Here is a 13,322-nt window from a genome sequence, read left to right on the forward strand (position 1 = left end):
TCATGTCCAAATTTCCAACACAAGCACAGGTCGTCATCATCGGCGGAGGCGTGGGCGGTGCAAGTATCGCCTACCACCTCACGAAATTGGGATGGAAGGATGTGCTCCTGATTGAGAAGCATGAATTGACATCAGGTTCAACCTGGCATTCGGCGGGATTGGTCGGGCAAATGCGTTCGGATGCAAACCTGACGCGTATGATGCACTACAGCACGGACTTGTACCGCAGCCTCAAAGCCGAGACGGGCCAGGACACCTCCTGGCGTGAAGTGGGCGGGCTTCGTCTCGCCTCCTCCGCCGAACGCATGGAGGAAAACAAACGCCTGGTCGGCATGGCGCGTTCCTTTGGCGTGCCGATGGAATTGATCGGCGCAAAAGAGGCGCAGGATATGTTCCCGTTGATGGATATCACAGGCGTGGTCGGCGCAGCCTACACGCCCAACGACGGCAGCATTGACCCGACAGGACTAACCAACGCGCTTGCCATCGGCGCAAAGCAGCGCGGGGCAAAAATTTTCACCGACACCGCCGTGACGGCGGTCAACGTCAAGAATGGCCGCGTGCATGAAGTCGTCACGACCAAAGGCACGATCAAGACCGAGGTTGTGGTCAACGCCTCCGGCATGTGGGGACGCGAGATCGGAAAAATGGTCGGGCTGAATCTACCCGTCATCCCGATGGCGCATCTTTACATCATGACCAAACCCATTGAAGGCGTGACGAATACATTTCCCAACCTGCGCGATCCTGACCTGCTTGTGTATTGGCGTGAAGAGGTCGGCGGCCTGGTCACAGGTGGATACGAACGTCAGCCTGCATACTTTGGCGTGAATGGCATTCCGGATGATTTTAAATTCCAGCTGCTCCCGCCCGATTGGGACCGCTTCACGCCGTTGATGGAAAATTCAATTCGGCGCGTACCCGCGATTGAAGACGCGGAGGTTATAAAACTTTTGAACGGACCCGAGGGTTTCACACCGGATGGTGAGTTTTTATTAGGCCCAACTTCGGTAAAGGGTTTCTGGGTTGCGTGTGCATTCTGCGCGCACGGGCTCGCAGGCGCGGGCGGCATCGGCAAGGTGATGGCGGAATGGATCATCGATGGAAACCCCGAATGGGATATGTGGCGCCTGGATGTCCGCCGCTTTGGTCCGAACTATAACAATCTCGATTATGTTGCGGCGCGCACGCTTGAGACGTATACGCAGTACTATGATATTCATTATCCCGGCGAAGAAAGGATCTCGCGCCGCAATCTGCGCACCTCCCCCACGTACTTCAGACTGCGCGATCTCGGCTGTCACTTTGGCGAGAAGATGGGCTGGGAGCGCCCGAACTGGTTCAGAATTTATGAAGAGAAAGCCACGCATGGACACGAACCAAAAGGCTGGATGCGCCACAACTGGTCCCGCGCGATCGGTCATGAGCACTTGATGACGCGCGAGAATGCCGGCCTCTTCGATGAAACGTCGTTCAATAAGTTTGAAGTGAGCGGAAGCGGTGCGTTGAAATTCCTGAATTACGTTTGCGCCAATCAAATTGATGTGCCAATCGGCAGCATGGTCTATACGCAATGCCTGAATAAACGCGGCGGCATCGAATGTGATTTCACCGTTACGCGCCTTGCGGAAGAGCTCTTTTTCATCGTGACCGGCACGGCATTCGGCCAGCACGATATGTCGTGGCTCTCGCTGCAAATGCCGGAAGATGGCAGTGTGACCATTGAAGATGTCAGCTCGTCACTGGTTTGCATCGGCCTGTGGGGACCAAAAGCGCGCACGATTTTGGAAAAAGTTACTTCCGACGATGCCTCCAATGCAGGCTTCCCGTACATGACTGCGAAACGGATTAATGTGGGCGATGTGCCCGTTCTGGCTTCACGCGTGACCTATGTGGGCGAGCTCGGCTGGGAGTTTTACTGTCCCTCTGAATATGGTCTGCGCTTATGGGATACGCTCTGGGAGGCCGGTCAACCCGAGGGCATGGTCGCAGGCGGATATAAAGCCATCGACACCTTGCGTCTTGAAAAAGGCTACCGCTATTGGAGCGGTGAGATTTCGCCCGATTACACTCCGTACGAGGCGGGTCTCGGTTTCGCAGTCAAACTGGACAAGGCGGATTTCATCGGCAGGGATGCCCTGGCCAAACAGAAAGCGGAAGGACCCGCCCATAAACTTTGTACGATCACCCTCGACGATGACCGAACGATTGTCATTGGCAAGGAACCGATCCGTGCGGGCGATGACCTCGTGGGCTGGGTGGCTTCCGGCGGATTCGGATATTCGGTCGGGAAGTCCATCGCGTATGCCTATCTGCCGCTGAAACATGCGAAAGCTGGAACAAAATTGAGCGTGGAATGTTTCGGCGAACAGGTCAGCGCGGAGGTGGCGCAGGCCATATTGTGGGACCCGAAGGGCAAGAGGATCAAACAGTAAACACGAGCAGGTTCACCTCCGGAAGGAAGCGAGCCGTCAATTTTATTTTGGAAGGAATCCATGTCCACACTTGCCATTGATAAAGCCATCGCAAAAGTACCGTTTCTCGCGGACTCAAAGAACATCAAACGGACCCCGCTGAGCGGCGGGATTACCAATTTGAATTTTAAGATTGAGGCGGATGGCAGGTCGTACGTGATCCGCCTTGCGGGCGAGGGCACCGATCAACTGGGAATCAAACGGGACGTGGAACACATGGCAAACAAAGCTGCCGGCGAACTGGGGATTGCGCCCGAGATCATGTACTTCATCGAACCCGAAGGGTATATTGTGACGCGCTTCATCAACGGCAAAACGATTCCACCCGATGTCATCAAGCAACCGGATTACCTTGCGCGTGTGATGAAAAAAATCCGTCTCTTTCATCGGCGCGGTCCAAAACTAAACGGTGAGTTCAATGTCTTTGATCGCGTGAAAATGTTGACGAAGATTTCAAAGAGCAACGGTTCAAAGTTCCCATCCGACTGGGACTGGATCATGCAAAAGATGAACGAGACAAAAAAGGCACTCGAAAAAGATCCGTACACGCCAACACCCTGCCATGACGATCTGTTGAATTTGAACTGGCTTGAAGAGGATGTACCCGGTGACATCGGTGAGATTCGCCTGATGGATTGGGAATATGCGGGCATGGGTGATATCTTTTTTGATCTTGCCAATTTTTCGCATCATCACCGCTTGAACGATGAACAGGTGCGCTTCGTCCTTAACGAATATTTTGGTGAGGTGACCCCGAAGCAGTATGCCCGCTTGAGGCTGATGTGGCCCATGTCCGAGTTGCACGAAGCCATGTGGGGCACAACCCAAACGGGTATCTCGAAACTGGAGGAGGATTTCCAGGGATATGCGGACCTGTGGTTTGGGCGCTTCCGCCAGCATGTGACTGATTTCCATTGGGAGCAATGGTTGAAGGATGTAGCGAAGAAAAGTAACAAGTGACAAACAAAAATTGAAAAAGAACATAAATATAAGGAGCAAAAAAATGTCTATCGTAAATGCAAAAGAGATCATGGTGGAAGCGGCAAAGAACGGATATGCAGTCGGGGCGTTCAACATAACGGATTTCAATCAATTCAAGGGCGTGGTGGAGGCGGCTGTCGAAAAGAAGGCGCCTCTCATTATTCAGACTTCCGTCAAGCCCTCCCAGTTTTTTGGCCCTGATGTGATGGTGGCGGTGTATCGCACCATTGCGGAAGCAGCTCCCGTGCCGATCTGCCTGCACCTTGATCATTGCACCGCCATCGACTACTGCAAAAAGTGCGCGGATGCGGGCTATACCAACATTATGATCGACGCATCCAAACAATCCTTCGAGGAGAACATCCGCCAGACGAAGGAAGTGGTGGATTACTGCCACAGCGTCGGCAACATCTCGGTCGAGGGCGAGTTGGGAACGGTCGGCGGCGTGGAGGACCAGATCAAGGTCGCAGAAGATGAGGCACAGCTGGCAAATCCCGAACAATCCATTGAATTCGTCGAGCGCACAGGTGTGGACATCTTCGCTCCTGCCATCGGCACGGCGCATGGCGTGTACAAGACGAAGAATCCGAAGATCGACTTTGAGCGCATGGCGATCATCAACAAGATGTTGAATGGCAATGGGATCAAAACTCCGGTGGTTGTTCACGGCGGAACCGGGCTGCCAGATGATTACATCGTCAAATTGCTGCAAGCTGGCGGTGCAAAGTTCAACGTGTCCACCGAATTGAAGCATACGTTAATCGACGCAAAATGGGAATATATCAATGCCCATCGCGACGAATACGATCCCGGTAAACTGGATGTTTTTGTCCGCGATGCAACCCGCAAGGCGGTCATGCACTGGATCGACAAATTAGGTTCTGCCGGCAAGGCTTAAGAGCAACCCCCAAAAATAGGAGACAGCATAATGAAGAAGGTTGAAGAATACTACGCCCCATGGGTAAAAGGCATCCCGATGTATATCTCGGAGCATATTGAAAAGGCCTGGCGGGACCCGTCCCTGCACCGCATGATGTCGAATGAAAATCCGCTTCCCCCATCCGATAAGGTGCTGGAAGCGATGGTCAAATATGCGAAGCTGGCAAACCGCTATCCGGATCAGGGATTGGTCGTCCGGGGCAAGATCGCAGAAATGAACAATGTGGATGGCCCGGGGAATGTGATGATCGGCAACGGGTCCAGCGAAGTGTACGATAACATCTTCCGCATGTTCATTGTCCCCGGAGATGAAGTCATTCAGCACACCCCCTGCTTCGGAATTTACGGCCTGCGCGGGACATTGCTCGGTGCAAAAATGGTCTCCGTTCCGATGATCTACAAGGATCATCTCATGCACTACGATCCCGACGCGATCATCAAGGCGATTACCGACAAGACCAAGATCATCGTGGTCGCAAATCCGAACAACCCGACGGGCAACTTCATGGATGCGAAGCACTTTATTACCATTGCGGAGACAGGCATTCCGTTCGTGATCGATGAAGCCTATGTGGAATACGCAGGGCTCGGCATGTCCCAGGTGCAGTTGACCAGGAAATACAAGAATGTATTAATTACACGCACTCTTTCAAAGGCCTACGGACTCGCGGGGATGCGCTTCGGGTATACCATCGCAGATAAGGAGGTGATCGACCAGATTGCCGGCTCGCTTCTGCCATGGAATGTGGGGACAATCCCCATGTGGGCGGCGCTGGCAGCTTTCGAAGATATGGAAGGTCTCGCGGAACGCGTCAAATTCAACAACAACGCGGTCGATTTCATCACCGAGTCCCTGAGCGTCATTCCCGGCTTTTATGTGATGCCGTCGAAGGCAAATTATATTCTCTTTGATTGCGGTGAAACCGGCAAAACCGGCAAGGAAGTGCTTGCCTTCGCCGAGACCAAGGGCATCATCCTGCGCGGCGAGAGCAAGAAGTACGGCAGCGAGGGCTGGTTCCGCGTGACCGTCGGCACGAAGGAAGAGAACGAGTTGTTCGTGAATACCGTGTTGGAATTCTTTGGGATAAAAAAATGAATTAACCACGAAGAACACAAAGGCTCACGAAGGAAAAACCTTTGTGAACCTTTGTGGTTGAAAAGAGGAACACATGTCTAAAATCAAGGCAGTCTTGTTTGACCAGGACGGTGTCATCATCGACACCGAGCGTGATGGACACCGCGTATCGTTCAATATGACCTTTAAGGAATTCGGTTTCACCGATGAGTGGAGCGTGGAGTATTACCACGAACTGCTTCAGATCGCAGGCGGCAAGGAGCGCATGAAGCATCACTGGAAGGCCCAAGGGTTTTCCAAACCGATGAGCGAGCAGGAGATCGACGAGCTCGTCAAGGAAATGCACAAGCGCAAGACCGCCCTCTTCGTGGAATTGATCGAATCCGGCAAACTCCCCCTGCGTCCTGGCATTCAGCGCTTCATGAAGGAACTCATGGAAGCGGGCATCAAGATCGGCGTATGCACCACATCCAATGAAAAAGCTGCGAAAGCCATCACCGGGAAGGTCCTTGCGGATATCAAATTCGAGATCGTTCTCGCGGGTGATGTGGTCAAGAACAAGAAACCCGATCCTGAAATTTACAACCTCGCCCTTTCCAAATTGGGGTTGCAGCCCGATGAAGCTTTTGTCGTGGAGGATTCCAGGAACGGATTGACGGCATCCAAAGCAGCGGGATTGAAAACCATCGTCACCACGAATGGATATACTGAGAAGGAAGATCTTGAAGCGGGGGATGTCATCGTCTCCTGCCTCGGCGACCCCGACGGAGAAAAAGCGATCATGCACAAAGGCGGCCTCCAGAATTTCGACGGGGTTGTCCACGCCCGGCAATTGATCGAGTTGTTTGGGTAGGAACCTGCAATTTGCAGGTTGAAAATAGAGACGAAGGACGTGGAGTGATCCGCGTCCTTTTTACATGTGAGGTAGAATTGTAAAATGGCTGACGAAGTATTGGATATTGTGAATGACGAGGATAATGTCATCGGGCGCGAAAAGCGCTCAGCCATCCATCGACTTGGCTGCCAGCACCGCGGCGTGCATGTGTTTTTATTCACGGCGGACGGAAAAATGCTCGTGCAAAAACGCAGCGCAGACCGCGCCTCATCCCCATCCCTGCTTGATTGCTCGGTCTCGGAGCATGTGCTGGCGGGGGAGGAATACCTCAAAGCTGCGCTGCGGGGAATGAGGGAGGAATTGGGTTTGGAGGGAATCCAGCTTGAACGGCTGACAAAATTCCGCATGAAGTACGGTTGGAACGATAACGAGATCAGCGAATTATTCCAGGGCATGGTTGACCCCGGACAGGTACGATTTGACCCCGGTGAGATTGAAGCAATATCTTATTTAAGCATGGACGAACTAAAGAAGATGGTACAGAACGAGAACCAAAAATTCTGCGGCTGGTTCATTGAATTGCTGAATTTGTATTGGAACGGAAAGGGAAACATGCAGGTGATGGGGTAACAGAACAATGGAGAGGAAGATAGCGCTTGTTGAGCATAAAACAGTAAAAGAAAAAGTGCGGAACGTTTCCGTCCCGCACTTTTTCAATTCAACCTACGGGCATTCCTTGTAGTAGGTGACCAATTTCTCGATCTTCTGGGTTCGGTCCACCACACCGCCACCCCTGTTGACACCGGCAAACTGGAAATCGATCCAGGCCGTCTGCAAGACACGATAATCCGGGTTAATGTCGGTTGCCTTGAAGGTGATGGAAAAATTGCCTTTGATGTCCGGCGTCATACTGCCCACAAGAAACCACTCCGATGTACGCTGCATGGGGTCCACAATGCGGTAGAACATTTCTGCACGGACAATATCCGGCAAAATGGCAGTCATGCTGATCTCCATCTCGCGGGGGAAACATCGCAGCGAAAGTGTATCACTGGAAAAATTAATATCCCCAAACACACCCTTACCCAGCGCAAAGTCCACTGCCACCGGGTTCAGGTTTGCTAAGGAGGCAGGTTGAATTCCAGCCACCTCGGTCGGCTGGGGAACATCGGTCGGTGCCAGCGCCTCTGTCGGGAGTGCGGTAGGCTCCTGCGTCGGCAATTGGATCGCAGTTGGCGGGAGTGCTTCAGTTGGCGGGACAACCGTCACCAGAACGGTTGCAATGACGGGCGTTGGCTGCTCCTGCTGAACGGGCTGAACCACTCCGCAAGCCGTGAGCACCAAAGCCAGCGAAATCAATAAGACTTTTTTCATATCATACTCCTTTTGTATTTGCTTGAGATTCTACGTCAAACCCATGTAACAACCGTTGCCCCGTTCGGGCTATTTATTGCGGCATTCTTTTCATATCTGTAAAGATTAACCGGATTTACCGCTTGCAAACTCTAATCTATTTAGATAATTCTTATCAGGTATAATGTCCGCCATGTTAACCCCTGGGCAAATCGAATTTAAGCTTGACCGCATTCTCTTAAAGGTACAAAAACCGGGCCGCTATGTGGGCGGGGAACTTTACTCCATCCGCAAAGATTGGGATAAGGCGCAAACCCGGGTGGCATTCGTATTTCCCGATATTTACGATATCGGCGTTTCAAACGTGGGTTTGAAAATCCTGTACGACCAGATCAATCAGCGAGACGACTCGCTTGCCGAACGCGCCTACGCCCCGTGGCTGGACATGGAAGAACTCATGCGTGAGCACGGGATCCCGCTCTACTCGCTCGAATCGAAACACCCTCTGGCCTGCTTCGACTTGATCGGCTTTAGCCTGCCCTACGAGACCCTCTATACCAACACTCTCAACATTCTTGACCTCGCAGGCATCCCTGTCCGCTCGGCAGACCGGGATGAGACGCATCCCCTTATCATCGCCGGGGGGCACGCCACCACCAACCCTGAACCCATGCACGCCTTCATTGACGCCTTTGCAATCGGCGAGGGCGAAGAAATCATTCACGACATAATTAATGTAATTCAGAAAACAAAAGGCGCGAAGCGCGAAGAAACCCTGCGCGACCTTGCCAGGATCCCCGGCGTATATGTCCCCCGCTTTTATGAAACAACCTACATGGAGGATGGGACGATTGCCTATACCGAACCGGTCATCCCCGATGTACCCAAAACAGTCAATAAGCGTATTGTCGCAAAACTGCCTCCCCCGCCGACGAGGTTTATCGTCCCAAACATTGAAATTGTCCACAACCGTGTTTCGGTGGAGATCATGCGCGGATGCACCCGTGGATGTAGATTCTGTCAGGCGGGCATGATCACGCGTCCCGTGCGGGAACGAAGCGTGCAGGAGGTGGTGGACGCCGCCGATGAGGCAGTCCGCGCCACGGGGTTTGAAGAACTGGCCTTGATGTCCCTGTCATCCTCCGATTACACCTATATCAACGATCTGGTGGACGCGATCAGCAGACGTTTTGAGGGCCGCAAACTCACCGTCTCGCTGCCCTCCCTGCGGATTGAATCGGTTTCCGTGGATTTGATGGAAAAGCTCAAACAACACCGCTCCGGCGGTTTCACCCTGGCACCCGAAGCAGCCAGCGAACGCATGCGCCGCATCATCAACAAGTTCATTCCCGATGAAGACATCCTCAACACCACCCGTGATATTTACAGCCACGGTTGGACAACCGTAAAACTGTATTTCATGATCGGGCATCCCAGTGAAACGCTCGAAGATGTGCAGGCCATTGTGGATCTATGCAAACGCGTGATCGAAGAGGGGCGAAAAGTGGCGGGCTGGAAGGTGAAATTACACGCGGGCGTGAGCACCTTTGTACCAAAACCACAGACCCCCTTCCAATGGGTCGCATGCGATACAAGAGACAGTGTTCTTGAAAAGCAGGCTCTCTTAAAACGCCAGCTTTTAAAGGACAAAAATATTAAGCTAAGTTGGACCAAACCCGAGGATACGCTGCTGGAGGCCTGGCTTTCACGCGGCGACCGTAAAATGGCAGAGGTCATTTATAGTGCCTGGAAAAATGGCGCCAAGTTCGATGCATGGGATGAAGGCAAAAAACAGGATGCCTGGCTGCCCGCATTTGAAGAGCATGGTCTTGACCCCGCCTTCTACACCCACCGCCAGCGCCGTACCGACGAGGTCTTCCCGTGGGAACACATTACTGCCGCTGTCCGCAAGAACTTTCTCTTCCAGGATTTCCGCATGTCTCTCGAAGGGCAGATTCGCGTGGACTGTCGCTTGAACTGCTTTGCCTGCGGCATCCTGCCGACCTTTGCAAATCTGCGGCGCGACAACCCGGGTGAGGGTTGGAAATGCCCGGACGTGAAAACCCCCGCACGCAAAATTGATGTTGAATTGCCCGTGGTCGGCGATTAATAGACGATGGATAAAACCCTTCTCCTCGAGCGTCTGCAAAATGAGCGCGATCAATTTGAAAACCTGCTAAACCGTATCGGGTTTGCGCGCCAGTTGACGATGAAAGGCGTTTCGGAGCACCTCTCCGTCAAGGACCTACTGGCAGATGTTCTTTCACGCGAGCAATTCATCTCGGACCGCTTGACCGAGATCGTACATGGCGAATCGTACTCTCCATGCACATCCCACACTGCATTGGTAAATTTCCAGGCCAGGTACGGGTATCCGGACTACGAATCTCCGTTAATGGAAAAGGAAACGCACTCCTATCTGGTTGTGGATAAATATAAGAACATCGCCCTGGACGATATTGTCGAACAGGAACTTGCGGCGTTTGCCAATATCGTGTCAGCATTTCAAAAACTGACCTACAGCCAATGTCTCGACCATGATCTTTTCCAGCGCATTGCCGAGCATACCTATAAACCCTGCCGCCGCACCCGTGCGCTGATCCATCACTGGCTCAAAAGGATTGCAGAGTCGAAATAGTCATGCGAGCCAGGATCACCTTCACAAAACAAGGTGCGCTGCGATACACCGGCCACCTCGATCTGCACAGATTATGGGAACGCGCCATGCGCCGCGCGGAACTGCCCATCGCCTACTCACAGGGATTCCATCCCCAGCCGAAAATAAGCCTTGCCGCCGCCCTGCCGCTGGGATTCTCATCACGCGGTGAAGTCCTGGATGTCCGCCTGAAGGAGGAAATGAGCCTTGCAGACATTTCCAAACGGCTCAAGGACAGCCTGCCCCCGGACATCCAGGTCATCCACATCGAAAACGTGGACGAGCGCGCGCCCGCCCTGCAAACGCAGGTATTGTCGGCGGCCTATGATGTCCATTTGACGGAAGCAGTTGACAGCGCGGAACTGACGCGCAACGTACAGGCGCTGATGGCCTCCGAATCCATCCTCCGCGAACGGCGCGGAAAATCCTACGACCTGCGTCCGCTGATCGAAATGCTCAGTGTGATAACCGAGGCAAATGGGAAAGTATGGCTGAAGATGATGCTTGCCGCGCGTGACGGTGCAACCGGGCGTCCTGAAGAGGTGTTGAATGCGCTCGATATTGCGCCGGAGTGTACGCGCATTGAAAGAACTCGCTTGATTTTTCAGGACTACACCGTTCAACAATAAAGTCCGCTGCCCCGGACAAATTTTTTTTCCTTTGGAGGAAAGAGTTATGGCACTGCTCGTTTCGGTCTTTTTGGGCTTCGTTCCCATGTTCATCTACGCCGCTTTCATTTACTGGCTGGATCGCTACGAAAAGGAACCCAAGGCCCTGCTCGGCGCCGCGTTCATGTGGGGTGTGGTCATCGCCGCAGGCGGGGCCTTCATCATCAATACGGTCTTCGGCATTGGCATTTATATTTTCACCGGCTCGGAAGCGCTGACGAACCTCGGCACCACCTCCCTGGTCGCGCCTGTCGTCGAGGAGATCCTCAAGGGTCTTGCGGTGGCAATTGTGTTTTTCATGTTCCGCAGGGAATTTGATTCCATTCTGGATGGGATCATTTACGGCGGTATCGCCGGGCTTGGTTTCGCCGCCACTGAAAATACCCTCTACATTTACCGCAACGGCTACCTTGAAGGCGGCTGGGAGGGTTTGTTCGTACTGGCCATCATCCGCGTGATCCTGGTCGGCTGGATGCACGCCTTCTTCACCGCATTCACCGGCATCGGTTTTGCCGTTGCACGTCTGAACAAAAACATAAGTATTAAGATTATCGCGCCGGTCGCCGGCCTGGGGGTGGCGATCTTCACGCACGCCTTCCACAACACCCTTGGCAATTTCTTCGGCGATCTCGAGGGCCTTGCGGCAACCGTCTTTGTCGACAGTATTGGTTATATACTGATGTTCGGCTTCATCATCTGGATGATCTTCCACGAACGTAATGTTGTCAAAAGGCAGCTGGCCGGGGAGGTCTCCACAGGGCTGATCTCGCAGGCGCAGTACCAAAAAGCGTTGTCGCCGTGGACGTTGACCACCGCGGGGCTGAGCGGCAGGGCAACCTCCCGTTTTTATCATGCACTGGGCGAACTGGCTCACAAGAAGGAACAGTTCAACCGACACGGTGATGAAAAGGGGAATTCCGCCATCATCGAATCGCTCCGGCGGGAACTGGCAGCTCTCGCGCCGCAGGCAAAATAACGCAGCTTCTTCCCTGGTCTGGAGGCTGGTGACACTTTCACCAACCTCATCCTCGCCTATGGTAAAATTCCGTCCGCACGCCCCCGTAGCTCAGTGGACAGAGCGTCAGCCTCCGGAGCTGAAGAGCGCAGTTCGAGTCTGCGCGGGGGTACCTTCCCCTGAACCGCTTTCATGGCGGTTTTTTGTTTCGACCCTTTTGTTTCATTACGCACAACTTAATTCTTGGATACAATTGTGTCTGTGCATCAAAAAAACCTTGCCATCTTGATCCTCCTGACCATCACGCTCAGCGCCTGTGATGTGGATATGGAACGTATAACAGCAACCCCGAATTTCATCACCGCCACCCTGCCGCCCACATCCATTCCCGCAGCCACACAAACGCCCATTCCGCCAACCCCCATGCCAACCATCCCGCCCGTCGAGGGGATCACCACCACACAGCTGAATGTGCGCGCCGAACCATCCACTGCGAGCGAGAATCTGGGCACGCTCGCGCCGTTCGAAAAAGTACAGGTCAGCGCACAGGACGCCAGCGGAAGTTGGATTCAGATCGTTTATCCAACCTCATCCACGGGAATTGGCTGGGTACGCGCAGAATATGTGCGGGTGGATGAGTCGGCACAGATTCCTGTCATCGGCGCAGCCGCAGGAGACGGGACCGGCTGGAGCGGGCTAGTCGTCCAAAGAATAAATATCCGCAGTGGTCCCGGTGCGAGCTATGAGACACTCGGCATTTTGAATCAAAATGACGTGGTATTCATCACAGGCAGAGATCCCGGCGGCGCATGGATACAGATCGAGTTTGCCGCTGCAGCGGATGGAAAGGGCTGGGCGGCTTTGGAATTTTTACAGGTCGACAACCTTGATTCCATCCCGGTAATCGAAGATGCAGCACAAACCGAAACACAGACGGACCCTGAACCCCAAAGCGGGGCGCCGTTGACAGCCGCGCAGGATGGAGATTCAATGGGATCCCCCCTGGCAAAGGTACTGCTCTCGCCGTCCGGTGCGCGTGCCTTTCAAATAAGCGGCGAGGTCTCTGCACCAGAGGGTGATGCCGAAGATTGGGTCGAGTTCACTTCCGAAAACGGATCCATCGCAATTCAGGTGTCCTGCACAGGCGTTGCTCTGCGGGTGGAATTATGGAATAATGGAACGCCTGTTGACAATTTTTCCCTGGCATGTGGAGGCAGGCAATTGTTGAAACTATCCCAAAATATCAGTTATCATTTGCGTGTATTCGCCCCGGGCTCAAACGAGGCATTTTACACAAAGTATGTTCTGAGCGTGGAGGCTCTCCGTTGAACAAAACCACACTGCGCTGATAGGTCAATCCATTCCGCCGTCTGATTTGGAAAGCAT

General features: G+C 53.3%; 12 protein-coding genes and 1 tRNA gene. 12 read left to right on the plus strand and 1 reads right to left on the minus strand.

Annotation, left to right across the window (positions count from 1 at the left end; translation table 11 throughout):
- Positions 1–2 precede the first annotated feature (2 nt).
- From QY332_17625 to QY332_17650, 6 genes are all read left to right on the plus strand, one after another.
- A complete protein-coding gene (locus QY332_17625; GenBank protein ID WKZ35435.1) occupies positions 3–2,435 on the plus strand; it encodes an FAD-dependent oxidoreductase in 2,433 nt (810 codons plus the stop codon).
- Between the two features lie 60 nt (positions 2,436–2,495).
- Positions 2,496–3,434 carry a choline/ethanolamine kinase family protein gene (locus QY332_17630; protein ID WKZ35436.1) on the plus strand — a complete coding sequence of 313 codons (939 nt, stop codon included), beginning with the start codon at positions 2,496–2,498 and terminating at the stop codon, positions 3,432–3,434.
- A 43-nt stretch (positions 3,435–3,477) separates the two neighbouring features.
- On the plus strand, positions 3,478–4,353 hold the full coding sequence (locus QY332_17635) for a class II fructose-bisphosphate aldolase (GenBank protein WKZ35437.1): 876 nt from the start codon (positions 3,478–3,480) through the stop codon (positions 4,351–4,353).
- Positions 4,354–4,383: 30 nt separating this feature from the next.
- A complete protein-coding gene (locus QY332_17640) occupies positions 4,384–5,490 on the plus strand; it encodes a histidinol-phosphate transaminase (protein WKZ35438.1) in 1,107 nt (368 codons plus the stop codon).
- A 73-nt stretch (positions 5,491–5,563) separates the two neighbouring features.
- On the plus strand, positions 5,564–6,322 hold the full coding sequence (locus tag QY332_17645) for an HAD-IA family hydrolase (GenBank protein ID WKZ35439.1): 759 nt from the start codon (positions 5,564–5,566) through the stop codon (positions 6,320–6,322).
- An 84-nt stretch (positions 6,323–6,406) separates the two neighbouring features.
- Entirely contained in the window at positions 6,407–6,934 is a 528-nt protein-coding gene (locus tag QY332_17650; protein ID WKZ35440.1) for an NUDIX domain-containing protein, read from the plus strand.
- A 93-nt stretch (positions 6,935–7,027) separates the two neighbouring features.
- Here the strand turns inward: QY332_17650 and QY332_17655 are convergent, their stop codons facing one another.
- Positions 7,028–7,678, minus strand: a complete 651-nt coding sequence (locus QY332_17655) for a hypothetical protein (GenBank protein ID WKZ35441.1) — start codon at positions 7,676–7,678, stop codon at positions 7,028–7,030.
- Between the two features lie 172 nt (positions 7,679–7,850).
- On the opposite strand from QY332_17655, the gene QY332_17660 reads away from it, so the two are divergent.
- The 6 genes from QY332_17660 (at position 7,851) to QY332_17685 (ending at position 13,265) form a co-directional block, all read left to right on the plus strand.
- Complete coding sequence (locus QY332_17660) at positions 7,851–9,767, plus strand: TIGR03960 family B12-binding radical SAM protein (GenBank protein ID WKZ35442.1); 1,917 nt, start codon at positions 7,851–7,853, stop codon at positions 9,765–9,767.
- 6 nt (positions 9,768–9,773) lie between these two features.
- On the plus strand, positions 9,774–10,295 hold the full coding sequence (locus tag QY332_17665; GenBank protein WKZ35443.1) for a hypothetical protein: 522 nt from the start codon (positions 9,774–9,776) through the stop codon (positions 10,293–10,295).
- Positions 10,296–10,297: 2 nt separating this feature from the next.
- Positions 10,298–10,942: a TIGR03936 family radical SAM-associated protein gene (locus QY332_17670; GenBank protein ID WKZ35444.1), complete on the plus strand. Its 645-nt coding sequence runs from the start codon at positions 10,298–10,300 to the stop codon at positions 10,940–10,942.
- 46 nt (positions 10,943–10,988) lie between these two features.
- The gene (locus QY332_17675) at positions 10,989–11,957 is read left to right on the plus strand and encodes a PrsW family intramembrane metalloprotease (GenBank protein WKZ35445.1); all 969 of its coding nucleotides are present in this window, start codon (positions 10,989–10,991) and stop codon (positions 11,955–11,957) included.
- A gap of 79 nt (positions 11,958–12,036) precedes the next feature.
- Positions 12,037–12,108, plus strand: a tRNA-Arg gene (locus QY332_17680).
- Positions 12,109–12,191: 83 nt separating this feature from the next.
- Positions 12,192–13,265 carry an SH3 domain-containing protein gene (locus tag QY332_17685; protein WKZ35446.1) on the plus strand — a complete coding sequence of 358 codons (1,074 nt, stop codon included), beginning with the start codon at positions 12,192–12,194 and terminating at the stop codon, positions 13,263–13,265.
- Positions 13,266–13,322: the final 57 nt, after the last annotated feature.

Source organism: Anaerolineales bacterium (genome assembly GCA_030583885.1).
In the GTDB taxonomy this organism is placed as follows: Bacteria; Chloroflexota; Anaerolineae; order Anaerolineales; family Villigracilaceae; genus Villigracilis.